Here is a 22,351-nt window from a genome sequence, read left to right as displayed (position 1 = left end):
ACCAGCGCCGCCTTGGCAGCGCGGGCGGCAACGTTTTACCTATTCGATCACCCTGGAAAATGCAGAAAACGCAATTCTTGCGAGGCGGAGTAAGCTCGACCCTGCCCTAGAGAGCAGCAGGCAGCGCGACCTCGCCGGTCATCCGCGCCGCCGCGTCGAAGCTGCGCTCGATGATTGTGCCCGTGCCGTCGGCGGCGAGCAGGACCACCGTCGAGCAACGGGTGCCGTAGGTATCGTTGATGATGAACGGCGGCAGCGCGGTCGCCTCGTCGTAGGCTCCGGGCGGCACATGCTCGTCGCGCAGCGCCGCGAACAGCGCGGCAGGATCGTTCGCAGGCCCTTCGATCCAGTCTTCCAGCGCGCGGGTAAGCCCGGCAAGCTTGGGCCAGGGCTGGGCGAACGGTCCGTTCGTAAGGCCGTGGATGCCGCGCTCCAGGCGCCGGCTCTGCGCCTCCGGCCGGTTGGTGAGAAGCCAGGCCGAACCTGCATCTACGGCGATCAGGCTGAACGGGTTATACTCCTCAAGCGGCAGCGCGCCCGGATCGGCGACGCCGCGCAGTAGCCCGGCGACGAGATCGCCGCGGGTCCTTGCCAGCGGATCGGGCGGCACGTCGCTGCGCAGGTTGGTCAACGCGGCGAAGCGCCCTTGCTCGCCGATCCCCAGCCAGGTCCCGCCCGACCTCAGGTCGCGCCCGGCGATGATGCCGCTGCCGTCGTTCCAGGCGGTCAGTGGAGCCGCCGGGCGAGCATGGAATTCATCGCGGTTGGCCATCGCGACCAGCCGCCAGCGCGGATGCGCGTTCCAGGCGAGTGCGAGTACGCACATCTGCTCAGACCAGGCCCTTGGCGCGCAAGCTCACGTGGCCCTCGCGGCCGATGATCACATGGTCGTGGACGGTGATGCCGAGCAGGCGCCCGGCTTCCGCGATCCGGTTTGTGATCTGGATATCGGCGCGGCTCGGCTGCGGGGAGCCTGAAGGGTGATTGTGCACGAGGATCAGTGCCACCGCGCCGATGTCGAGCGCGCGGCGGATCACCTCGCGCGGGTGGATCGATGCTTCGTCGATCGAGCCGTCGCCGACGTGGTAGTCCTCGATCAGCATGTTCTGGGCGTTGAGATAAAGTACCCGGACCCGTTCGACCGTGAGGTGCGCCATGTCGATGTGGAGATAGTCGATCAGCGCCTGCCAGCTTCCCAAAACCGGCGTTTCGCGCACGGCTTGGCGGGCGAGGCGGCGCGCGGCGAAAGCGACGATCTTGAGAGCGGCGGCGCTGGCTTCGCCCATCCCGGCCATCCCGGCCATCCCGGCAAGCGTTCGCCCATCGGCGTCGAGCACCCCGGCAAGGCTGCCGAAGCGCGCCATGAGGGCGCGGGCGAGCGGCTTGACGTCGCGCCGCGGGATCGCGCCCATCAGCAGGAACTCGATAACCTCGTGATCGGCCAGCGCATCGATACCGCCCGCCAGAAGGCGTTGGCGCAAGCGGGCACGGTGGCCGGCGGCGGGGTTGCCGGCATCCTGCGCGGAAACGGTGTCGCCGACCGGGAACAGGTCGTCGTCACCGTCAAGATCGTCTGCCATGCAACTTCCCGGCTCATCGCGCGTTAAGGACCCGGATGCATTGCCTCGCCCACGCCGCCCGTGCAAGCGAAGCACGCGCGGGGCCCGGTCCGCACAGTGGGGATGAATGAGCGACAGCAGCGAGCCGGAGGCCATTCTCGACAGCGCGCCCGCTGACGAGACTCCGCGCCAGGAGCGCAGACGGTTCGGCCGCCTCGCTCGCGTCCTGGGCGCTTTCCTCGTCATCATGCTCTTCGCGCTGGCGATCGTCTGGTCCCAACGCGAACGCATCGCCGACAATGTGATCGAGGGCGAGTTGCGCAGCCGGGGTATACCGGCGACTTACAAGATCGAGAGGATCGCGGGGCGCAACCAGATCCTGCGCGACATCGTGGTCGGCGATCCGGCGCGTCCGGACCTGACGGCCGAGCGGGCACAGGTGGAGATCCTCTATCGCCTCGGGTTACCGCGCATCGGGCGCATCACCCTGACCAAACCCCGCCTGTTCGGTACGCTGAAGGGCGGCAAGCTCAGCTTCGGGACGCTCGACCCGCTGCTGTTCGGCGGGCCCAAGAAGGCCTTCGCCCTGCCGGACATCGACATCGCCCTGATCGACGGCCGCGCGCTGCTCGACAGCGACTACGGGCGGTTGGGCTTCAAGGCCGAAGGGCAAGGCAACCTGAGCGACGGCTTCAAGGGCATCCTCGCCGTTGCTGCGCCGCGAGTGGCGGGCGCGGGCTGCACCGCCGAGGGCGCAAGCTATTTCGGCAAGCTGGCAGTCGCGGCTCGCCGACCCAGTTTCACGGGACCCTTGCGCGTGGCAGCGCTCGATTGCCCGGACAAGGGGCTGTCGTTGCGCACGGCGGCACTCCAGCTGGACGCGACGCTTTCCGAAGACCTTCGGAATGCCGAAGGGACCGGGCGCCTTGCCAGCGGACCGGTGGTCCTCGGAACGAACCGCATGTCGTCTCTTGCAGCCGATACCCACCTGGCATGGCGCGACGGCGCGCTGACCGCGAAGATCGATGGCCGCGCGGGCGGTGTCGCGACCTCGGCAGTGGGCTTCGCCTCGCTGGCGACCGAAGGCACCTTGCGCACACGCGACGGATTTTCGCAAATCCAGTACGAGGGTTCGCTCGACGGGGCAGGGGTACGGCCAGGTCGGGGCCTCGACGCCAGTCTCGCCGGGGTGCAGCGCGGGTTGGAGGGAACCTTGCTCGCGCCGCTGCTGGCCAAGATGCGTGGCGCGCTGGTGCGCCATACGCCGGGAAGCAGGCTGACGGCGGATGTCGATTATCGCCAGACCGGCAGCCTCTACACCCTGGTCGTCCCCCAGGCCGCGCTTCGTGGCGGGAGCGGAGCGACGCTGGCCGCGCTCTCGCGGCTTTCGCTCAGCGGCGGACGGGCGGGCGCGCCGCGGCTTGCCGGCAATTTTTCGACCGGCGGACCGGACATGCCCCAGATCGCGGGGCGGATGGAACGTTCGCCGCAGGGACGGTCGGTCCTGCGCCTGACGATGGCCGAATACCGCGCGGGCAATGCAGCACTTGCGCTACCCCAGATGGCCTTCGCCCAAGCGCGCGACGGCTCTCTGGGCTTTGCCGGCATCGCCCGGGCCAGCGGTCCGCTGCCGGGCGGCTTCGTCCGCAATCTTGCCATGCCCATCGATGGCGGGCTGGCGGCCAACGGCGAACTTGCTGTGATGCGCCGCTGCACCACCGCGACGTTCGACCAGCTCACTCTTGCCAGCCTGAGTCTCGACCGGCGAAGCCTGACACTCTGCCCGCAGCGGGGCGGAGCGATCGTCCGCAATGGACGCGGCGGGCTGCGCATCGCGGCGGGCGCGCCTTCGCTCGACCTCGCTGGGCGGCTTGGCGCAACCCCGATCCGGATCGCCAGCGGCCCGGTCGGGTTCGCCTATCCCGGCGTGATGACCGCGCGGCGGGTTGACGTGGCGCTCGGTCCCGCGGCCACGGCGTCGCGCTTCTCGCTGAGCAACCTCGAGGCTAGGCTCGCACCGGGCACGGTCGAAGGGCGGTTCGACGGGACCGACGTGCGCCTTGCCGCCACGCCGCTCGACGTGACCGACGCGACCGGGCGCTGGCGTTATGCGGGCGGCCGGCTCGCGATCAGCGACGCCACGCTGAAGGTCAGCGACCGCAATGCTGAGCCACGCTTTGCCCCGCTTGTGGCGCGTGGGGCAACGCTGACGCTCTTTGCCAACCGGATCGACGCGGACGCGCTCCTGCGCGAACCCGCCACCGACCGCGCCGTCGTCCGCGCCGCGATCCACCACGACCTGGCCACCGCAAGCGGCCATGCCGACCTTTTCGTCGACGGGATCACCTTCGACCGCTCGCTGCAGCCGGCGGACCTGAGCAGGCTGGCGCTGGGCACGATCGCCAACGCCAACGGGACGGTGCGTGGGGGCGGACGGATCGACTGGAATGCGCGGGGGACGACGAGCAGCGGCGATTTCTCGACCGACAAGCTCGATTTTGCCGCCGCCTTCGGCCCGGTCACCGGAATGTCCGGGACGGTTCATTTCACGGACCTCCTCGGCCTGGTAACCGCGCCCGACCAGGAAGTGCGGATCGCCACGATCAATCCGGGGATAGAGGTCACCGACGGCGTGGTCCGCTTCAGCCTAGCTCCAGGTTCGGTCCTCAAGTTGCAAAGCGCGACGTGGCCGTTCCTGGGCGGGACGCTGACCCTGGCGCCCACCAACCTCGCGCTCGGAGTGTCCGAGACGCGGCGCTATGTGCTCCTGATCGAGGGACTGGACGCGGCCCGGTTCGTCGAGCGCATGGGCCTGGCCAACATCAGCGCCACCGGAACGTTCGACGGCAAGCTGCCGCTGGTCTTCGCCTCGGCCAGCGGCGAAAGTGTCGGCGCGGCACTCGGCACGGTGCTGGGCATCGGCACGCCCGAAGGGCAGCAGGCAGCAGCCTCCACCCCCGGCAGCGGGCGCATCGAAGGTGGACTGCTCACCTCGCGGCCGCCGGGAGGTAACGTCTCCTACGTCGGCGAGCTGACCTATCGCGACCTCTCTACGATGGCCAACTTCGCCTTCCAGACGCTCAAGTCGCTCGACTACAAGCAGATGACCATCCAGATGGACGGCGCGCTTGAGGGCGAGATTGTCACCCGGGTGAAGTTCGACGGAGTTCGCCAAGGCGCGGGCACCAAGCGCAATTTCCTGACCCGTGCGGTGGCCGACCTGCCGATCCAGTTCAACGTCAACATTCGCGCGCCGTTCTATCAGCTCATCACGTCGCTCAAGGCGCTCTACGACCCCGCATTCGTGAAGGACCCGCGCACGCTTGGCCTGATCGATGCCGAAGGCCGGCCGATCGCGCAGCCGACGCCCCAGCCATCACAAACCCCTGCTATTCAGCCTCCAGCAAGCGAGAACGTGCCATGACAAGCCCGCAATTGACCGGACCTGCAAAGGCTGCGACTTTCCCCGGAAAGGGGGACGCAAGCTTGCAGCAACGGAATCGACTGGGGCGACGCGCACTGCTCGCGTTGCCGGTGTGGGGATTGATGGCGCTCGGTGCGTGCGTGTCCGTAAAGGCACCCGACAAGCCGATCGTTATCGAGCTCAACATCAACATCAAGCAGGAGGTGGTCTACCGGCTGTCAGCCGACGCCGGCCAGACGATCGAGAAGAACCCGGAGATATTCTGATGCGAGTCCCTTCTGCCCCTACCTTCCGCCGCAAGCTGGCGCTGGGCCTTGGCGCCGGACTGATGCTGGCCGCGCTGCCTGGCGTGGTCTTCGCCCAGTCGGGCCGCGACCCGGCCTATTCGTCCGCACGCGCCGCAGGCCAGGTCGGAGAGAAGATGGACGGCTATCTCGGCTACGTCACTTCGCCGTCGGCGGCGCTGCGTGCTGTGGTCGAGGACATCAACATCAAGCGCAAGGCGGTCTACGCGGCGAAGGCCAAGGCCAACAACGCCACGGTCGAGGAATATGCACTTACATCGGGCTGCCTGCTGATCAGCCAGACCCAGCCGGGCGAGAAGTACCAGGCGCCCGACGGCAGCTGGCAGACCCGCACTTCCTCGCCTCCGCTGCGCGACAGCCGTTGCCCATAAGCGCGGCTGCCTGACGGTTCCCCGGGGGGCGTCCGACGCGGGTCGGGCGCCCCTTTTTGCTGCGTGCTGCCATAGGGCGACCGCAGTGCAGCATCGCGGTTGACTTGTCCGGCACCCCTTCCTAAAGGGGCGGCGCGCATGCCGTTCCGCCACCCGCGGAGGCGGCGCATTTGCGCACTTTTTCAGGCCGGAATCGCCCTTTCGGGCAACCAGTTCACCCGGCGAACTTTACGGGGCTTTCGCGTTGGTCGACACGAACGGACATAACGGCGGGGACGACCTCGACCGCCGGATTGCCGAAGCGCAAGTCCAGCACCAGCGGGGAATCTCGCCGGCAGAAGGTCGCGCCGAAACGCGCGGCTGGGCGATCGGCATCGAATTCGTCGGCACCGTGCTCGTCTCCGGCTTCATTGGCTGGGGGATCGACCACTGGGCTGGCCTCGGCACCGCACCGTGGGCGATGATCGTGATGCTCATGCTCGGCTTCATCGCCGGCGTGCGGCGCGCGGCGCAGACCTCGGCGCAATTCGACGGCGATGCCGGCAACGATACTCCCGGCAAGCCGGGCGCATAAGGTTTCACGATGTCCAACCCGATGCATCAGTTCGAGGTCGTAACGTACAAGCCGCTGAGCCTTGGCGGATACGACGTCTCGTTCACCAACAGCTCGCTGTGGATGCTGATCGCGCTTGCCGCGGTCTCGATCTTCCTGTTCGTCGGAACCGCGCGGCCTCAGGTTGTGCCCGGCCGCTGGCAGGCTGCAGTGGAGTATATCTACGACTTCGTCCGAAAGATGCTGGACGAGAATGTCGGTCCCGAAGGGCGGCGCTATGCCCCGCTCATCTTCTCCATCTTCGTCTTCGTGCTGGCCTGCAACCTGCTCGGCCTGATCCCCTGGATCGGCGCCTTCACTCCGACCAGCCACATCTCGGTGACGCTCGGCCTTGCCCTGCTCGTATTCATCACGGTGTGCATCGTCGGGTTCCTGCGCCACGGGCTGCACTTCTTCAGCCTGTTCTGGCCCAAGGATACCAACATCTTCCTTGGCGCCTTCGTGTTCCTGATCGAGATCCTGTCGTTCCTGTCGCGTCCGTTCACGCTCGCCATCCGGCTTTTCGCGAACATGACCGCCGGACACGTGCTGCTGAAGGTGTTCGGCACCTTCGTCGTGGCGCTCGGCTCGTTCGGGGCGCTGCCCTATGTCTTCGGGATCCTGCCCCTGGCGGTAACCGTGGCGCTGACCGCGCTCGAGGTGCTGATCGCGGTGGTCCAGGCCTACGTTTTCGCATTGCTCGCCTCGCTCTACCTGAACGACGCGGTCAACCTGCACTAATTCAAACTTTACAATCGTTTCTCTCGTTTCTTTCGGAAAGGTCAATATCATGGACGTCGCTTCGGCAAAGGTTATCGGCGCGGGTCTCGCGGCCATCGGTGCGGGTCTCGCGGCGATCGGCGTGGGCCAGATCTTCGGCCAGTATCTCAGCGGCGCGCTGCGCAACCCCGAGGCTGACGCCAAGATGGGCGGACGCCTGATCTTCGGTTTCGCGGTGACCGAAGCGCTCGGCCTTATCGCGGCCGTCGTCGCGCTGGCGCTGGCGTTCAGCTGATCTGACTGGACCGGCCGGGAATCGTCCCGGCCGGGCCGTTCATTAAGCGAGCACCCCGATGCCTCAGTTCGATTTCGCAAACGTCTTCTGGCCGCAGCTTGCGTGGCTCGCGGTGTTCTTCATCGTCCTCTATTTCGGCGTCGTCCGCGCGACCTTGCCGAAGCTGGGCAAGGTGATGACCGCGCGCGAAGACCGCATTGCCGGCGACCTCTCGGCGGCCCAGGCCGCCAAGCAGGCCGCGGACGAGATCGACACCCGTTACCACGCCGAACTCGAGGCTGCGCGCGAGCAGTCGCGCAACGCCATCGCCGCGGCGAAGCTGGAAGCGGCAGGCGTCGGCGAGCAGCGCCTCAAGGCGGCAAGCGCGGCCGCCGATGCGCGGCTGGCGGAGGCTGAAACCCGGATCGCGGCTTCGCGGGCCGAGGCGCAGGACACGCTGCGCGTTGCCGCGGCCGAAAGCGCCGCCGCGATCGTTGCCCGCCTGACGGGCCGCGAGCCGGCGCACGAGGCCGCACTGGCCAAGGTCGGCGCTTCGCTGGCCGGACAGGACTGAACACGATGGCGCAGCCAGTTCCCACCACCGAAACCGCCCACACCGAAGTTGCGGGCGAGCATGAGGCGACGTTGCTCGGCCTTGGGGCCGAGGGCTGGGTCTATGTCGGCGTAACCATCTTCCTGCTGATCGCGATCTTCGTCGCCAAAGCGCACAAGAAGGTCGTTGAGGCGCTGGACGCGCAGATTGCCGAGACTCGTCGCACGCTCGACGACGCAGCTTCGATCCGCAAGGAAGCCGAAGCTCTCCTCGCCAGCGCCAAGACGCAGCACGAGGCCAGCGCCAAGCACGCGGCCGAGATGATCGATCATGCGCGTCACGAGGCCGAGGCGATCGTTGCCAAGGCCGAGACCGACACGACCGACATGATCGCCCGGCGCGAAAAGATGGCCACCGACAAGATCGAGGCGGCCGAACGCGCTGCGGTGGAGGCCATGCGCGCCCAGACCGCTGGTGCCGCGGCCCGCGCCGCCCGCGCGCTGATTGCCGAAACGCACGATGCCGGCAGCGACCGCGCGCTCGTCGACGCGGCTATCGCGGACATCGGCGCGCGCTAAACCCTTCGTTCCTCCGCGCCGCTCAGGCGCCGGGCTCGAAAACCACTTTCCCCACCAGGTCGCGATTGGCCATCGCCGAAAATCCTTCGCGCCAGCGCGCTAAGGACAGGACGCGATCGATCAGCGGCGAAAGACGGCCTTGCGCCAGCATGCTGTCGATATGTTCCCCGATCGCGGCTCCGCGTTCGGGAAAGCGGCGCGCGTACTCGCCGGCACGGACGCCGACGATCGAGAATCCCTTGATGAGAGGGATGTTAACGTCGACGTGGGGGATGCGGCCCGAAGTGAAACCGACGACCAGCAGCTTGCCCCCGAAGGCGACGCAGCGCGTGCTTTCGTCGAACACGTCGCCGCCCACGGGATCGTAAACGAGGTCGGCGAGCACGCCCCCCGTCGCATCCGCCACGCCCTCGCGAAACCGACCCTCGGCCAGCAGCGTCGCGTCGGGCGCGTATACTTCGGCGATCCGTTCCAGCTTCCGGGGTGAACCGGACGTGGCGATGACCCGCGCGCCCAGTGCCTTGGCGAGGTCCACCGCAGCCGCGCCAACGCCGCCGGTGGCCCCGTGTATCAGCACCCATTGGCCCGGCTTCAGCCCGCCAAGTTCGACCAGCGCGGTCCACGCCGTGCGATAGGCTGCGCCATATGCTGCTGCCGCGGGGAATGAGAGCGTGCCGGGGATCGGGCGGAGCGCACTGGCAGGAACCGACACGAATTCGGCCATGCCGCCGAGCCGCGTTCCGGCGACGACGGCGTCGCGGGGGGCGTAGCCACTATCGGCCGGCGCGCTGACGATTTCACCGGCGACGTCCATGCCGGGGGTGAACGGCAGTTCGGGCTTCAGCTGGTAAAGCCCTTGGGTCATCAGCAGGTCGGGAAAGTTGAGCGAGACCGCCCCAACCCTGACCAGCGCCTCTCCAGGGCGGGGATCGGGGCGGTCGGTCGTCACCAGCGCGCATCCCGACAGATCGGGCGACAGCGCCGTGATCCGCAGAGCCTTCATGATGGTGGGCGCGGTCAGAAGCTGTCCTTCGCGGCACGCAACGCGGCAAAGGTGGCCACCGCATCGCCGCCGCCCCAACGGGCCTGGAGCGCGGGATCGTCCGCGCGGAGAAACGGGTTGGCCTCCAGTTCGCGGTCAAGCCGGGTCGGCACGGTCCATTCCCCGCGCGCGCGGCGCTCCGTCACTTCCTCGGCGTAAGCGCGCAAGGCCGCGTTGTCGGGATCGGCGTGAAGCGCGAAGCGTGCATTGCTCGCGGTATACTCGTGCGCGCAATAGAGCGTCGTCTGCCGCGGGAGCGCCTTGAGCCGCGACAGGCTGGCCCAGAACTGGGGTGCAGTGCCCTCGAACATGCGCCCGCAGCCCAGCGCGAACAGCGAATCCCCGACGAACGCAATTCCATCGGCGGCAAGGTGATAGGCGATGTGACCCATCGTATGTCCGCCCACGTCGATCACCGTCGCCGCGTGATCGCCGAGGCGCACGGTGTCACCGTCGGCCACGGTCCGGTCGAACCCGGCGATGCGTTCCGCCTCCGCCGCCGGGGCGACGATGGTGCAGCCGCTTGCCGCCTTGATCGCGGCATTGCCGCCGGCGTGATCGGGGTGCCAATGGGTGTTCCAGATCTGGGAGATCCGCCAGCCCTTGGCCTCTGCCTCGCGCAAATAGGCGTCGGCATCAGGGGTGTCGATGCAAGCGGTTTCGCCGCTGGCCGCATCGTGAACGAGGTATCCGTAATTGTCGGACAGGCACGGGAACTGGTGGACTTCGATCATGGCTGGGCTTTCGGCGCGATGCGCCCCTGGAGGAAATGCGGGATGTCGGCGGGCAGGGTGACCCAGGCGTGGCGGGACTCCTCCCACACCGAGCGTTCGGGCGGGGCAAACCCAGGATCGGCGAAGGCGCCCACCGGGATGCCGATCATCGGCGGCTCCTTGGCGGTTTCGATGGCGACGGTGCTGCCGCAGGTCGCGCAGAACGCGTTGGTAAAGGCGGCGCCGCTGTCAGTGGTGCGGGAATAGCGCTGCGCCTCGCCCGAGATCGTCACGTCGCCGGCGGGGTAGTAAGCGATCACGCCAAGCGGCGCGCCGGTGCGGCGCTGGCATGCCAGGCAATGGCACGCCACGACCTGCGGCCGCGTATCGCTGCGCGCCTCGGCGCCAAGCCGGCCGCACTGGCAGCGGGCCCAGTGAGTCTCGTTTGCCATGCACCTGAGTTAGCGCCGCGCACGGCAAAGCAAAGCCGATTATGCGTTGAGCTGCTGGCAACATGGGGCCGCCCAGGGGCGTAGGGCCGCCGTCAGCGCGACGCCTGATCCGCGTTGTCGAACTTCCTCACTTCGATTGCGCTTTCATCGAAACCGTCGAGCAGCCGGGCGTTGATGCCCATCTTGCCGAAGTCTTCGCCCAGCGTCTGCCAGTGGGTCCCGCAGCCGCAGACGGGACAATGGTGAATGCCGATCATCCGGTCGCCCCAGACATAGGCGGTAGTCTCGCCCGCGATGCGCACCTGCTCGGGCGGGTAATAGGCCACCCTCCACGCAAGCCGCCGGCAGAGCGAGCAATTGCAGTCGGCCACCCACTCGGGCGGGCTCGGCGACTTAATCTGGACTTTGCCGCAGTGACAGCTTCCGTAAACGCTCATGGCTGCATCTAATCGTGGCTTCGGAGCAACCGCAAGCGGGCCGGGTGCCTAATGGCGCGCACGCTGCACAAAGCGAGGGCCGGATTTAATCGAGATTAACTCTGTTCGCCTAATGCTCAGGGCCGATTTCGGGAACCAGAGCGAAGCGAGCGAGACCATGTCCATCGGGACAGCCACAATGCAGTTCGATCCGCGACGGACGGGCGGACGGCGTTATTTCGCTTTCCCGAAGATCGGGCACCAGAACCCCTGGCTCGACTTCCTGCGCAGCCTGGCGATTATCCTGGTGTTGCTGCGCCACGGGGTGAGGGCAGGGCCAGATGTGGCTCCGAAGGGCGATGGCTTCGTCGCTTCGCTTCTCATCAACGGCTGGGTGGGGGTCGACCTATTTCTCGTCCTCTCGGGATACCTGATCGGCAATGCGCTGATCCGGCGCAGCCAGGGAGGAAGCGTCTTCCCGGCGATGGCAGGCTATTTCCGGGCCCGAATCCTTCGGATCGTCCCTGCCTATTACGTCGCAATGCTGTTGATCGTGGGAGGGGCCTTTCCCTTCTACGCCGTGGATTATGGCGGGATCGTGCCGCGCGTCTTCTATCACGCGTTGTTCCTGCAGGATTATCTTCCCTCCGACATCAACGTCACGTTCTGGTCGCTCGGGGTCGAAGAGAAGTTTTACATCCTCGCCCCGTTACTCGTCTTTGCGATCGCGGCGCTGCCACTGCGGGCCGTGCTGGGCCTCTTGCTAGCGCTGTTCCTGATCTCTCCCACGCTTCGGCTAGTCGCCTTTGCGGGCCAGACCGAGCCGGTGACCTATGCTCATTTTTTCCGGGCTTTCCGCAGTCCCTTTCATATGGTGCTCGAACCGCTGATCATGGGCGTGACCGTGAGCTATTTGACCAGTCTGCGCGGTCTTGCCTTCACGCGCCGGACGGCAATCGTCATCCTGTGCTCCGCCCTCGCAGGCTTCGCGCTGCTTGCCGGATCGCACGATTTCATGGCCACGATTTCGATCTATGACATCGTGTTCCAACCAGTCGTGCTGGCCCTTCTGTTCGGGGCGATGGTGGTGGCTGCCTTATCGCTTCATGGTGTCGCCCTGCCGTTCGAGCATTTCTGGCGGGCAGTGGCTCGGCTGAGCTACACGCTTTACCTGGTCCATTTCCCGCTCATCCCCCTTGCGCTGCACATTGCGGGACGAACTCCGACATCATCGGCGGGTGCGTTCTGGGCTGCCTATATCTGCCTCTCGACGGCCATGGCCATGGCGCTCCATTTCGCGGTCGAAAAGCCGTTCCTGATGCTCAAGGACCGCTCGATACCGAAGTTGGCCGCCCGTTCGGAAAGCCGGACCTTCGCAATTCGCCAAAACACGGTGGCTTCGTAATGGTGTACGGTCTTCTGCGCGACCTGCTGTTCGCACTCGTCATCTTCGTCCCGCTCGAACGCCTCCTGCCGCGCAGCCGGGATCAAGCCGTCCTGCGCCGCTTCTGGCGCACCGACCTGGCGTTCGCGATAATTGGCGGCGTGCTGATCCTCGCCGGAACGATGCTGGTCCTGGTTGCGGGCGAGGCGTTGCTCGTGCCCTTGATTTCGGATGCCGCGCAACCGGCGATCCGTTCACAGCCGATCTGGCTCCAGGCCCTGGAAGTCGCAGTGCTGGCGGACATCGTTTATTACGCCATCCACCGGCTGTTCCACGAGGTTCCGTTCCTGTGGCGACTCCACAAGGTTCATCACTCGATCGAGGAGATGGACTGGCTGGCGGGTCACCGGGTCCACCCGGTGGATCAGATACTCACGCGCGGCTTGTCGCTCATCGTGCCGTTCGCGGTCGGCTTCGATGTCGCTGCGCTTGCGGCTTTCTCGATAGTGTCTGCATGGCATTCGCACCTGAAGCACTCGAATGTCGACGTCAGCTTCGGCCCACTGCGGTGGCTGTTCGTCTCGCCGCTGTACCACCATTGGCATCACGCGAACGAGCAGGCGGCGTTCAACCGCAACTATGCCGGACAATTTCCGATCCTCGATATCGTAATGCGGACGGCGTGCCTCAAGGAGCCGCTGGCGCCTCAGTCTTACGGAATCGATGAGCCGCTGCCGTTCGGCTTCGTCGACAAGATTGTCGAGCCGTTCCGCAAGGAGCGGTCTGCACCAGAAAGCAGCACCGTCTAATCCGGGTAGAATTGCCGGCCGCTGGCGGCTCGACCTCGGCCTGCGGCGTGGAGCGCGCCAACGCCATCGGCTTGTCTGCGACGAGAAGCTCCATGCAAAAGGCCCGCCCGCTCGGGTGAGCGGACGGGCCGGATGCTGTTCGCGTGGTGCGAAGAGGAGGAGGCTTACGCCCCCTTCTTCAGCGCCGCGCCGAGGATGTCGCCGAGCGAAGCGCCGGCATCCGACGAACCGTACTGTTCCACCGCTTCCTTCTCTTCGGCGAGCTGACGCGCCTTGACCGAGAAGTTGGGCTTCTTCGAACGATCGAAGCCGGTGACCATCGCGTCGAGCTTCTGCCCGACCTGGAACCGGTCGGGACGCTGCTCGTCGCGGTCGCGGCCAAGGTCCGAGCGCTTGACGAAGCCGGTGGCCCCATCGTCGCCGGCCTGGACCTCGAGCCCGCCGTCGCGCACTTCGAGCACGGTCACAGTGACCACGTCGCCGCGCTTCAGCGCGCCGTCGGCCGAAACGCCACCGGCTGCCGGAGCACCCTTTTCAAGCTGCTTCATGCCAAGGCTGATGCGCTCCTTCTCGACGTCGACGTCGAGCACGACCGCCTTGATCTGCTCGCCCTTGCGGTGGAGCGCCAGCGCGTCCTCGCCAGAGATGCCCCAGGCGATGTCCGACATGTGGACCATGCCGTCGACGTCCCCGTCGAGGCCGATGAACAGGCCGAACTCGGTCGCGTTCTTGACTTCGCCTTCGACGACCGAACCGATCGGGTGCTTCTCGGCGAAATCGCCCCACGGGTTCGACTGGGCCTGCTTGAGGCCAAGGCTGATCCGGCGCTTGGCGCTGTCGACCTCGAGGACGATGACTTCGACTTCCTGGCTGGTCGAGACGATCTTGCCCGGATGGACGTTCTTCTTGGTCCAGCTCATTTCCGAAACGTGGACAAGGCCTTCGATCCCCGGCTCCAGCTCCACGAAGGCGCCGTATTCGGTGATGTTGGTGACCGTACCCTTGAGCTTGGCGCCGACCGGGTAGTTCTTTTCCACGTTCTCCCACGGATCGCTTTCCAGCTGCTTCATGCCGAGGCTGATGCGCTGGGTATCCTGGTTGATGCGGACGATCTGGACCTTGACCGTGTCACCGATGTTGATGACCTCGCTCGGGTGGTTGACGCGCTTGTAGCTCATGTCGGTGACGTGGAGCAGGCCGTCGATGCCGCCCAGGTCCACGAACGCGCCGTAGTCGGTGATGTTCTTGACGACGCCTTCGATGACCTGGCCTTCGGCGAGGTTCTGGATCAGGCCAGAACGCTGCTCGGCGCGGGTCTCTTCCAGGACGGCGCGGCGCGACACGACGATGTTTCCGCGGCGGCGATCCATCTTGAGGATCTGGAACGGCTGCGGCTGATCCATCAGCGGCTGCACGTCGCGCACGGGGCGGATGTCGACCTGGCTGCCGGGGAGGAACGCGACGGCGCCGTCGAGGTCGACGGTGAAGCCGCCCTTGACCCGGCCGAAGATCGTGCCTTCGACGCGCTTGCCTTCGCCGAATTCGTTCTCGAGCTTGTCCCACGCGGCTTCGCGGCGGGCGCGGTCGCGGCTGAGCATCGCTTCGCCGTCGGCGTTCTCGACGCGGTCGACGTAAACTTCGACCTCGTCGCCGACCTTCAGGCCATGCGGTTGGCCGGGCGCGGCGAATTCGCGCAGGGCGACGCGGCCCTCGCTCTTCAGGCCAACGTCGATGACGGCCTTGTCGTTTTCGATACCGGTGACGGTGCCCTTGACCACCCGGCCTTCGAAGCCGCCGTCGCTGGCGCCGCCGAGCGATTCGTCAAGGAGAGCCGCGAAATCATCGCGGGAGGGGTTTGGCATGGTGGCCATATGCAATCAGTTTCCTGTGTCGATGTTTCCGGCCGGGCGGTTTTTCCGCCGGTCTTTCTCCGTCGCGGCGGGATTGCCGAGACGGGCCAAAGGGGCCGAACTGCCTGCCGGACCGGGTGCCGCGACAGACATCCTGCAAGCCGCGGGCGGCCTTCAGGACGCGCGCGCCCTAGTCCAAGGAGGCCGTGAAGGCAAGGGAAATGGCGCTTCAAACCCCTGCCGCACCGGGTGAGGCCTGGCGTTCCGCGAAGCGCCGTTCGGCAAGCTCGATGGCGGCTTCAATCGCGGCATCGCGGCCCAAGTCGGAGGTGTCGAGCAGGACCGCATCGGAAGCGGCGACCAGCGGCGCTTCGGCGCGGGTGCGGTCGCGCTCATCGCGCATCGCGAGGTCCGCGGCCACGTCGGCGAGAGCCACGTTGCGTCCCTGCGCCTGCATTTCGCGAAATCGCCGCTCGGCCCGCGCTGGTACGCTGGCGACAACAAACAGCTTCAGATCGGCTTCGGGCGCGATGACCGTGCCGATGTCGCGGCCGTCGAGCACCGCGCCGCCGGGCAGGTGCGCGAAATCGCGCTGGCGGGTGAGCAGCGCCGCCCGCACCGCGGGATGGACCGATACGCGGCTTGCCAGTCCACCCACGTCCTCTCCGCGCAGGATCGGATCGTCGAGCAGGGCATCGGGAAACGTGGTCGCCGCCAGGGCGTCCCCGCCGTCATCGGGATTGCCGCCGTCGAGAAAGCACTGCCGCCCGACCGCGCGATAGAGCAGGCCGGTATCGAGATGGGGCAAGCCGAAGTGCGCGGCGAGGGCCTTGGCGATAGTGCCCTTGCCCGAGGCGGTCGGGCCGTCGACCGCGATGATCATGCAGTGCGTTTCCGCCGCGCGAGCAGCGTCCGGACCAGGCCGAGCAAGGCAATGCCCATCCACACGAATTCCAGAACGAGCGTGGGCAGGTTGTAGTTGACCGTCAACGACACGGCCAGAAGTGCCGCGCCGACAAAGTTCAGCGCGTTGAACAACAGCATGTTCATCGCAGCGGACAGGTTGCTGTAGGCGTACGCGGCCACGATGCAGAAGCTGCCGGCAAAGCCGATCAGATCGGCGGTCTGGGGCGTCATCGCGCGCTCTCCTGCCCGGTGGCGGACGCCAGAAGCGTCTCGAAGTCGGGAAAGCTCGTGGCGATCGGGCGGATGTCGTCGACCTCCACCCCGTCGGCACTGGCGAGCCCCGCCACCGCCATGCTCATCGCGATGCGATGGTCGAGATGGGTCGTGACCGGCGCGCCGTTACCGGCGAGACCCGGAAGGGGAGCGCCCCCGGTCCCGTCGATCACGAGCCCGTCCTGCGTCTCGGATACGCGCGCGCCCGCAGCCGTCAATGCCTCTGCCATGGCAGTGAGCCGGTCGGACTCCTTGACCCGCAATTCCTCGAGCCCACTGGTGGTCGTCCGCCCGCGGGCGAGCGCGGCGGCGACAAACAGGACCGGGAACTCGTCGATCATGGCCGGCGCCACCGCGGGGTCGACATCGACGCCCGTCAGCGCGGAATGGAATACGCGCAGGTCCGCCACGGGCTCGCCTCCCACGTCGCGCAGGTTCTCTTCCTCGATCCGGGCGCCCATCTCGCGCAGCACCGCGAACAGGCCCGCCCGGGTGGGGTTGAGGCCGACGTTGTGGACCAGCAGTTCCGAACCGGGCACGAGCAGCGCCGCGACGACGAAGAACGCGGCGGAAGAAGGGTCGCCCGGAACCGTGATCGCCTGGGGCCGCAGCTCCGCCTCGCCGATCAGGCGGATCACCCGCGCGCCGGCGCTGTCTTGTTCCACCGAAATCTGCGCACCGAAGCCCGCCAGCATCCGTTCGCTGTGATCGCGAGTGGGAACAGGCTCGATCACCGTCGTGATGCCCGGGGTGTTGAGGCCGGCGAGCAGGATGGCGCTCTTCACCTGGGCCGAGGCGACCGGCAGGGTATATTCGATCGGCACGGCGGGGACGAGCCCGCGCACCATCAGCGGAAGCGTCCCTCCGGGGGAGGCGGTGATGTCGGCACCCATCCGGCTCAGCGGCTCGATCACCCGGCCCATCGGACGGCGCGACAAGCTGGCGTCGCCGACGAAGGTCGCGGTCAATCGGTGGCTGGCGACGAGACCCATGAGCAGGCGGGTGGAGGTGCCGCTATTGCCCATGTCGAGCGCGCCCGCAGGCTGTCCGAGGCCGCCCACGCCCACGCCGTGGACACGCCAGGTTCCGTCATTGCCGCGCTCGATCCCGGCGCCCATCGCGCGCAGGGCGGCCGCGCTGGCCAGTACGTCCTCGCCTTCGAGAAGCCCGGTGATCCGGCTTTCGCCGATCGCCAGCGCCGAAAGGATCAGCGCGCGGTGGCTGATCGACTTGTCGCCGGGCACCGCGATCGCTCCGCGCAACGGTCCCTGCGGCAGGAAGCGGCGTGGCACGGGTCGGGAAGCGGAGGGGGTGATAGGACCTGTCCTTGCACGAAGCCGCGGGGGGACGGGGCCCGGGCGCGCGGCTTTTGACAGCGCGCGCCGCCTATGGCAAGGCGCGCCACCGTCTGGGCGGCACGCTTGAAACGGCGCGCGCCCGCCACCATCATTTCCGCGGTCCGAGGGTGCGGCTCCCGCGCGCCCCGCCTGCCAATTTGCAAGGAAGTTTCATGGTCAAGCCAGAATGGGGTGCCAAGCATGGCTGCCCGAAGTGCGGCACCCGGTTCTACGATCTGGGCAAGAGCGATCCGGTCACCTGCGTGAACTGCGGATACGCCTGGCAGCCCGAGCCGGTGCTCAAGTCCAAGCAGCCGATCCCCTACGAGGAAATCCAGAAGGAGAAGGTCAAGGAGGTCGAGGACGCCGACCTGGCCGAGGAAGATCTGGATATCGACGACGACGGCGATTCGCCGGATAACGACGTGGATCTTGGCGGCGACGACGACCTCGGCGTGGCCGGTCCGGACGACGACGGCGACGAGCATTGATACCTGGGGCGTAGTCCTGCCGAAGGCGGGAAACGCCCTGACGAAATTGGCGCGGCGGGCAGTGCATTTACGCTTGCCAGCCGCGCCGCGGTTCGCCTAGAGAGCCGCTTCCCGGCGACCCAAGGGCCGGGAATTGGAGTGGCAGCGCCGCTCCGCAGCGTTGGTAAGGGGCCTTAGCTCAGCTGGGAGAGCGCCTGCATGGCATGCAGGAGGTCAGCGGTTCGATCCCGCTAGGCTCCACCATCGCCCAAACCCCTTTATCCTGCTCCACACCTGCGGCGCGCGCCGTTCCATATCGGGACTCGCGTTGTGCAGCGCGGCGAACCCAAGTCGCTGGCGGGCAATCGCAAATTCGCCAAGGCCATGCTGATCGGCGATTTCTCGTCCGGAATCTCATCTGAACTTATCACTGGATTTCAGTCAGATCGTGCTTGGACTTATTAGGCAATCGCTAATTTTTCCGGCGGCTTGACAGGCGCCCCGAATGTCAACCGCAGTGCGTCAAGCCGTTACTTTGAGGCGATAATTCGAGCCTCACCCGATGACTCCGCTTGTTGCCTGATCCGAAAATGAGTAAATCTCCCATTAACGAAAACAGGGTCGTCCGCGACTCGGCTGTTTTGGCCGGGTCTTCTTGGACGAGGTTTCCAAGGCACATCGCGAACTGGATGCGGCGCTTGCCCGAACGGGTTCGCGTGCCTGGACCATTGGGAGTTTTGAAAATGGCCGAAGAAATTATCCCCGTCCTCACCGTGGATGATGAGACGACCCCTTTCGATGAAGGCATCGCGACGATCACGGACCCCGTTTGGACCGATGATTTCTTGGTGAAGCATCTCTCCCCCGATGAATATCTCGTTTCCGGTACCGGTACCTATCAGCCCTTCCTCAATCTCAATGCAGGCGGGCAGTCCGACGGCATCGAGCTGGGCTACAACACGGATGCAAGCCCGCTCCCGCTCGACTCGGGACAGCCCAATTCCACGAACGCGATTCACCTTTCCGACCTTCCGATCGTCGTGATCGATGGCGTTTCGTATTACGAAATCCGCCTGGACGTGAACGAGCCGAACACGAGCACCAAGCAGCTATCGCTCAGCGAGTTCCAGATCTTTACCTCCGGTCGCCAGGCGACGTCCGGCGACTACACTGGCAGCGACGTAACCGCGCTGAATTCCGATTTCACGAAGGTTTTTGATCTCGACGCCACGACGGACAAGACCCTTGTCCTGAGCGACGACTATTCGGGCAGCGGTCGCGACGACTACATCTTCTTCGTCCCCGTCAGTTCGGTAGGCGCAGCGACCATCGGGTCCGACCCCTTCATCACCCTCTTCGCGCAATTCGGGCCCACTCCGCCCGAGAATGGCGGCTTCGAGGAATTCCGCCTGCGCGCGGCGCCGTCGATCGACGTGACCAAGACGGCCCTGGACGTCGATGGCGTCCCTGGCGCCCACGTGACCTCCGCCGGCGACGTGGTCCATTATCAGATCACTATCGACAATACCGGTAACGTGGACCTCACCGGCGTGACGGTCCTTGACCAGGTCGAAGCGCTGACCGCTACCGGTGCAACCTATGTGTCCGGCGATACCGATGGGGACCACGTCCTCGATAAGACGGAAACCTGGGTCTATTCGGCCTCCTACGTCGTGACGCAGGCCGATATCGATACGAAGGGCGGTGGCAACGGGTTCATCGATAACACCGCCACGGGCGACACAGATCAAACCGGCCCCGACAGCGCCAGCGCATCGGTTGCGATCGATTATAATCCCTCGATCATGATCACGAAGGCCGTTTCCGGCGTGACCGATGGGGATGACGTCGATGTTTCGCTTGTCACCGACGCCAACGGCGCCGGCGATATCGTCAACTACACGCTTGATGTTAAGAACGACGGCAACGTCACGCTGACGAACGTGGTCGTCACCGACCCCAACGCCGATCTGGGCAGCATTCATGCGGTGCTTGACGGTGACGGGTTCAACACCGGCGATGTCAATCAGGATGGCGAGCTCGATGTAGGCGAGACCTGGCATTACACAGCCGCTCAGACCGTCACCCAGGCGGATCTCGACAGCCAGGGCAATGACAGCACTGACGGGGTCGACAACGATCTCGACAACACCGGCATCGTCGTAGCCAATCCGATAGGGACGACGGACACGGTCACCGACAACGACAGCGCGCCCCAGCCGCTAGTCTATGATCCCTCGATCATGATCACGAAGGCCGTTTCCGGCGTGACCGATGGGGATGACGTAGACGTTTCGCTCGTCACCGACGCCAACGGCGCCGGCGACATCGTCAACTACACGCTTGATGTTAAGAACGACGGCAACGTCACGCTGACGAACGTGGTCGTAACCGACCCCAACGCCGATACGGGCAGCATTCATGCGGTGCTTGACGGTGATGGGTTCAACACCGGCGACGTCAACCAGGATGGCGCGCTCGACGTAGGCGAGACCTGGCATTACACGGCCTCTCAGACCGTCACCCAGGCCGATCTCGACAGCCAGGGCAATGACAGCACTGACGGGGTCGACAACGATCTCGACAACACCGGCATCGTCGTAGCCAATCCGATAGGGACGACGGACACGGTCACCGACAACGACAGCGCGCCCCAGCCGCTGGTCTATGCGCCTGCCATCGACGTGACCAAGACCGTCACCGCTGTTGATAGCGCTGGCAACCATGCGGCCGACGCGGCTGGCGACATCATCGAATACGGCATCACGATCTCGAATACCGGCAACATCACGCTGGATGGCGTGACGGTGGACGACCAGGTGGAGGGTTATGCCAAGACGTCGGCAACGGCGGTCCTGGCGGCGGGCACTGCCTATAACATCGGCGATACGAATGGGGACGGCCACTTCGACGTGGGCGAAACCTGGTCCTATACGGCGAGCTACACCCTTACGCAGGAAGACCTCAACACGAAGGGCGGCGGCAACGGTTACCTCGACAACACCGCGACCGGCGACACGAACCTGACCGATCCTGAGTCAGACTCGGCGCAGGTCGAGCTCGTCTACACCCCGCACGTCGACCTGACGAAGTACGTCTCGACTGACGGCGAGACCTACTACGACGCAAACGACCCCTCGATGCTGCCGGGTAACATCACCGTGCAGGATCCGGTGTACTTCAAGGTGACCATCGAAAACGATGGCAACATCGACCTGACCAACCTGGTCATCAAGGACACCAACTACACCGGAAACGTGGTCGGCGTTACCCAGACGCTCTACGCGAATGGAGCGCTGACCCAGTACGCACTCGACCATAACGCGATCCTGACCGGCGACGACAACCACGACAATATCCTGGACGTCACCGAGACCTGGACGATCACCTACACCCAGGGCTTCGACTACGGGCAGCACGTCAACGTGGCCGACGTCAGCACAGACGAGGGCGCGACCGACATGGATGCCGCCTACTACTATGGCGTCCTCGCAGGACCAGGTGTGCGGACCCCGGGGTTCTGGTCGAACCTGGGCATGCAGTTCTGGGATGGCATGCAGGGCAACGAAACAAAGGTCGGTCCGACCTTTGCCGATCACGAGTTGACGATCATCGATGTCAACCATGACGGCAAGTACGATGTCACCAACGGTGACACCTACTTGATGATCGGCGGGGTGAAGGGCCTGTTGATCGGCGACTGGAACATGAACGGCGTTACCGACCATACGGCGGGCAACGACGGCATGATGGGCACGTCCGACGACTACATCGAGGATACGCTGTTCATCAGCCTGGACGATGCCAAGAACCTCATCAACGCCTCCCAGAAGACGCAGGCCGGCGACGGCACGCAGATGCTGGGCCGGGACATGGTGGCGACCTGGCTCAACTACCTGGCTGGCAACGGTATTGGGGATGCCTCGGACCACAGCAGTCCGAAGCATTTCCTCCAGGACGCGATCGATTGGATGCAGTCATTCGCAGGCAAGGACGGGAACGGCACGATCCTTACCGCGTCCAAGGCCAATCCCGATCCGTTCATCGACAATCTGAGGAACGAGACGTTCGACACCTACAGCAAGGATCACGTCGTGGTGAAGACCAGCTCGGCCTACTGGTCGGTACCGGCTTCTCCGATCGATCACTCGGCGGCGGCGATGCACAGTGCCCTGGATCATTACAACAACACCGGTCAGACCGTGGATGGCGGCATCCATTACGCCATGGCGGCCGACAACCCGATGGACGCCATGATGATCAACGCTGCGGCATTGATCGCTTGACGCTGTGACCACATTCATAATTGCGTAGCCAAAGCCG

22 protein-coding genes and 1 tRNA gene are annotated in these 22,351 nt (G+C 65.6%); 13 read left to right on the top strand and 10 right to left on the bottom strand.

What is annotated here, in order from left to right:
* Nucleotides 1-106 precede the first annotated feature (106 nt).
* Nucleotides 107-826 (bottom strand): NRDE family protein, encoded by a 720-nt coding sequence (locus ACFO0A_RS11410; protein ID WP_379539128.1) that lies wholly within the window; start codon nt 824-826, stop codon nt 107-109.
* 4 nt (nt 827-830) lie between these two features.
* Complete coding sequence (gene radC, locus ACFO0A_RS11405; protein ID WP_379539127.1) at nt 831-1,580, bottom strand: RadC family protein; 750 nt, start codon at nt 1,578-1,580, stop codon at nt 831-833.
* Nucleotides 1,581-1,686: 106 nt separating this feature from the next.
* Here radC and ACFO0A_RS11400 point away from each other — a divergent pair, with 106 nt between their 5' ends.
* The 8 genes from ACFO0A_RS11400 to ACFO0A_RS11365 all read left to right on the top strand — a co-directional run bounded on the left by ACFO0A_RS11400 (nt 1,687) and on the right by ACFO0A_RS11365 (nt 8,376).
* A complete protein-coding gene (locus ACFO0A_RS11400; protein WP_379539126.1) occupies nt 1,687-4,983 on the top strand; it encodes an intermembrane phospholipid transport protein YdbH family protein in 3,297 nt (1,098 codons plus the stop codon).
* Nucleotides 4,984-5,123: 140 nt separating this feature from the next.
* A complete protein-coding gene (locus tag ACFO0A_RS11395) occupies nt 5,124-5,249 on the top strand; it encodes a YnbE family lipoprotein (RefSeq protein WP_379539125.1) in 126 nt (41 codons plus the stop codon).
* Nucleotides 5,249-5,659 (top strand): YdbL family probable chaperone protein, encoded by a 411-nt coding sequence (locus ACFO0A_RS11390; RefSeq protein WP_379539124.1) that lies wholly within the window; start codon nt 5,249-5,251, stop codon nt 5,657-5,659. Before ACFO0A_RS11395 ends, ACFO0A_RS11390 begins: the two co-directional genes overlap by 1 nt.
* Nucleotides 5,660-5,903: 244 nt before the next feature.
* Nucleotides 5,904-6,233: an AtpZ/AtpI family protein gene (locus ACFO0A_RS11385; RefSeq protein WP_379539123.1), complete on the top strand. Its 330-nt coding sequence runs from the start codon at nt 5,904-5,906 to the stop codon at nt 6,231-6,233.
* A 9-nt stretch (nt 6,234-6,242) separates the two neighbouring features.
* Nucleotides 6,243-6,992 (top strand): F0F1 ATP synthase subunit A, encoded by a 750-nt coding sequence (locus ACFO0A_RS11380; RefSeq protein WP_379539122.1) that lies wholly within the window; start codon nt 6,243-6,245, stop codon nt 6,990-6,992.
* Between the two features lie 49 nt (nt 6,993-7,041).
* Nucleotides 7,042-7,266, top strand: coding sequence for a F0F1 ATP synthase subunit C (locus ACFO0A_RS11375; RefSeq protein WP_379539121.1), 225 nt, complete (start codon nt 7,042-7,044; stop codon nt 7,264-7,266).
* A 58-nt stretch (nt 7,267-7,324) separates the two neighbouring features.
* Nucleotides 7,325-7,819 (top strand): F0F1 ATP synthase subunit B family protein, encoded by a 495-nt coding sequence (locus tag ACFO0A_RS11370; RefSeq protein WP_379539120.1) that lies wholly within the window; start codon nt 7,325-7,327, stop codon nt 7,817-7,819.
* Between the two features lie 5 nt (nt 7,820-7,824).
* Nucleotides 7,825-8,376 (top strand): F0F1 ATP synthase subunit B family protein, encoded by a 552-nt coding sequence (locus tag ACFO0A_RS11365; RefSeq protein ID WP_379539119.1) that lies wholly within the window; start codon nt 7,825-7,827, stop codon nt 8,374-8,376.
* A 22-nt stretch (nt 8,377-8,398) separates the two neighbouring features.
* Here ACFO0A_RS11365 and ACFO0A_RS11360 read toward each other — a convergent pair whose 3' ends face one another.
* The 4 genes from ACFO0A_RS11360 to ACFO0A_RS11345 all read right to left on the bottom strand — a co-directional run bounded on the left by ACFO0A_RS11360 (nt 8,399) and on the right by ACFO0A_RS11345 (nt 11,020).
* A complete protein-coding gene (locus ACFO0A_RS11360) occupies nt 8,399-9,379 on the bottom strand; it encodes an NADPH:quinone oxidoreductase family protein (RefSeq protein WP_379539118.1) in 981 nt (326 codons plus the stop codon).
* Nucleotides 9,380-9,393: 14 nt separating this feature from the next.
* A complete protein-coding gene (gloB, locus tag ACFO0A_RS11355) occupies nt 9,394-10,152 on the bottom strand; it encodes a hydroxyacylglutathione hydrolase (RefSeq protein WP_379539117.1) in 759 nt (252 codons plus the stop codon).
* Nucleotides 10,149-10,583 (bottom strand): GFA family protein, encoded by a 435-nt coding sequence (locus ACFO0A_RS11350; RefSeq protein WP_379539116.1) that lies wholly within the window; start codon nt 10,581-10,583, stop codon nt 10,149-10,151. The genes gloB and ACFO0A_RS11350 overlap by 4 nt, the downstream gene beginning before the upstream one ends.
* Nucleotides 10,584-10,675: 92 nt before the next feature.
* Nucleotides 10,676-11,020, bottom strand: a complete 345-nt coding sequence (locus ACFO0A_RS11345) for a GFA family protein (RefSeq protein ID WP_379539115.1) — start codon at nt 11,018-11,020, stop codon at nt 10,676-10,678.
* A gap of 157 nt (nt 11,021-11,177) precedes the next feature.
* On the opposite strand from ACFO0A_RS11345, the gene ACFO0A_RS11340 reads away from it, so the two are divergent.
* Complete coding sequence (locus tag ACFO0A_RS11340; protein ID WP_379539114.1) at nt 11,178-12,404, top strand: acyltransferase family protein; 1,227 nt, start codon at nt 11,178-11,180, stop codon at nt 12,402-12,404.
* Nucleotides 12,404-13,192 (top strand): sterol desaturase family protein, encoded by a 789-nt coding sequence (locus tag ACFO0A_RS11335; protein ID WP_379539113.1) that lies wholly within the window; start codon nt 12,404-12,406, stop codon nt 13,190-13,192. The genes ACFO0A_RS11340 and ACFO0A_RS11335 overlap by 1 nt, the downstream gene beginning before the upstream one ends.
* Nucleotides 13,193-13,356: 164 nt before the next feature.
* Here ACFO0A_RS11335 and rpsA read toward each other — a convergent pair whose 3' ends face one another.
* The 4 genes from rpsA to aroA form a co-directional block, all read right to left on the bottom strand.
* Entirely contained in the window at nt 13,357-15,063 is a 1,707-nt protein-coding gene (gene rpsA / locus ACFO0A_RS11330) for a 30S ribosomal protein S1 (RefSeq protein WP_379539112.1), read from the bottom strand.
* Nucleotides 15,064-15,271: 208 nt separating this feature from the next.
* Entirely contained in the window at nt 15,272-15,925 is a 654-nt protein-coding gene (locus ACFO0A_RS11325) for a (d)CMP kinase (protein ID WP_379539111.1), read from the bottom strand.
* On the bottom strand, nt 15,922-16,179 hold the full coding sequence (locus ACFO0A_RS11320) for a CBU_0592 family membrane protein (RefSeq protein ID WP_379539110.1): 258 nt from the start codon (nt 16,177-16,179) through the stop codon (nt 15,922-15,924). Before ACFO0A_RS11320 ends, ACFO0A_RS11325 begins: the two co-directional genes overlap by 4 nt.
* Nucleotides 16,176-17,513 (bottom strand): 3-phosphoshikimate 1-carboxyvinyltransferase, encoded by a 1,338-nt coding sequence (aroA, locus tag ACFO0A_RS11315; RefSeq protein WP_379539109.1) that lies wholly within the window; start codon nt 17,511-17,513, stop codon nt 16,176-16,178. The genes ACFO0A_RS11320 and aroA overlap by 4 nt, the downstream gene beginning before the upstream one ends.
* Before the next feature lie 218 nt (nt 17,514-17,731).
* On the opposite strand from aroA, the gene ACFO0A_RS11310 reads away from it, so the two are divergent.
* The 3 genes from ACFO0A_RS11310 (at nt 17,732) to ACFO0A_RS11300 (ending at nt 22,314) form a co-directional block, all read left to right on the top strand.
* Nucleotides 17,732-18,049 carry a TIGR02300 family protein gene (locus ACFO0A_RS11310; RefSeq protein ID WP_379539108.1) on the top strand — a complete coding sequence of 106 codons (318 nt, stop codon included), beginning with the start codon at nt 17,732-17,734 and terminating at the stop codon, nt 18,047-18,049.
* 167 nt (nt 18,050-18,216) lie between these two features.
* A tRNA-Ala gene (locus ACFO0A_RS11305) sits at nt 18,217-18,292 on the top strand.
* A gap of 479 nt (nt 18,293-18,771) precedes the next feature.
* On the top strand, nt 18,772-22,314 hold the full coding sequence (locus ACFO0A_RS11300) for a DUF7507 domain-containing protein (protein ID WP_379539107.1): 3,543 nt from the start codon (nt 18,772-18,774) through the stop codon (nt 22,312-22,314).
* Nucleotides 22,315-22,351: the final 37 nt, after the last annotated feature.

Source organism: Novosphingobium tardum (assembly GCF_042652045.1).
GTDB lineage: Bacteria > Pseudomonadota > Alphaproteobacteria > Sphingomonadales > Sphingomonadaceae > Novosphingobium > Novosphingobium tardum.
The sequence above is the reverse complement of the archived record's forward strand: the minus strand, read 5'-3'. Positions and strand labels throughout refer to the sequence as shown.

What these genes read in the sequence shown, in the direction of transcription:
- ACFO0A_RS11410 (WP_379539128.1), bottom strand. Translation starts at nt 826, where the DNA reads ATGTGCGTACTCGCACTCGCCTGGAACGCGCATCCGCGCTGGCGGCTG.
- radC (WP_379539127.1), bottom strand. Translation starts at nt 1,580, where the DNA reads ATGGCAGACGATCTTGACGGTGACGACGACCTGTTCCCGGTCGGCGAC.
- ACFO0A_RS11345 (WP_379539115.1), bottom strand. Translation starts at nt 11,020, where the DNA reads ATGAGCGTTTACGGAAGCTGTCACTGCGGCAAAGTCCAGATTAAGTCG.
- ACFO0A_RS11300 (WP_379539107.1), top strand. Translation starts at nt 18,772, where the DNA reads ATGGCCGAAGAAATTATCCCCGTCCTCACCGTGGATGATGAGACGACC.
- ACFO0A_RS11375 (WP_379539121.1), top strand. Translation starts at nt 7,042, where the DNA reads ATGGACGTCGCTTCGGCAAAGGTTATCGGCGCGGGTCTCGCGGCCATC.
- ACFO0A_RS11310 (WP_379539108.1), top strand. Translation starts at nt 17,732, where the DNA reads ATGGTCAAGCCAGAATGGGGTGCCAAGCATGGCTGCCCGAAGTGCGGC.
- ACFO0A_RS11325 (WP_379539111.1), bottom strand. Translation starts at nt 15,925, where the DNA reads ATGATCATCGCGGTCGACGGCCCGACCGCCTCGGGCAAGGGCACTATC.
- ACFO0A_RS11365 (WP_379539119.1), top strand. Translation starts at nt 7,825, where the DNA reads ATGGCGCAGCCAGTTCCCACCACCGAAACCGCCCACACCGAAGTTGCG.
- ACFO0A_RS11350 (WP_379539116.1), bottom strand. Translation starts at nt 10,583, where the DNA reads ATGGCAAACGAGACTCACTGGGCCCGCTGCCAGTGCGGCCGGCTTGGC.
- rpsA (WP_379539112.1), bottom strand. Translation starts at nt 15,063, where the DNA reads ATGGCCACCATGCCAAACCCCTCCCGCGATGATTTCGCGGCTCTCCTT.
- ACFO0A_RS11400 (WP_379539126.1), top strand. Translation starts at nt 1,687, where the DNA reads ATGAGCGACAGCAGCGAGCCGGAGGCCATTCTCGACAGCGCGCCCGCT.
- ACFO0A_RS11320 (WP_379539110.1), bottom strand. Translation starts at nt 16,179, where the DNA reads ATGACGCCCCAGACCGCCGATCTGATCGGCTTTGCCGGCAGCTTCTGC.
- ACFO0A_RS11390 (WP_379539124.1), top strand. Translation starts at nt 5,249, where the DNA reads ATGCGAGTCCCTTCTGCCCCTACCTTCCGCCGCAAGCTGGCGCTGGGC.
- ACFO0A_RS11340 (WP_379539114.1), top strand. Translation starts at nt 11,178, where the DNA reads ATGTCCATCGGGACAGCCACAATGCAGTTCGATCCGCGACGGACGGGC.
- ACFO0A_RS11335 (WP_379539113.1), top strand. Translation starts at nt 12,404, where the DNA reads ATGGTGTACGGTCTTCTGCGCGACCTGCTGTTCGCACTCGTCATCTTC.
- ACFO0A_RS11360 (WP_379539118.1), bottom strand. Translation starts at nt 9,379, where the DNA reads ATGAAGGCTCTGCGGATCACGGCGCTGTCGCCCGATCTGTCGGGATGC.
- gloB (WP_379539117.1), bottom strand. Translation starts at nt 10,152, where the DNA reads ATGATCGAAGTCCACCAGTTCCCGTGCCTGTCCGACAATTACGGATAC.
- ACFO0A_RS11380 (WP_379539122.1), top strand. Translation starts at nt 6,243, where the DNA reads ATGTCCAACCCGATGCATCAGTTCGAGGTCGTAACGTACAAGCCGCTG.
- ACFO0A_RS11370 (WP_379539120.1), top strand. Translation starts at nt 7,325, where the DNA reads ATGCCTCAGTTCGATTTCGCAAACGTCTTCTGGCCGCAGCTTGCGTGG.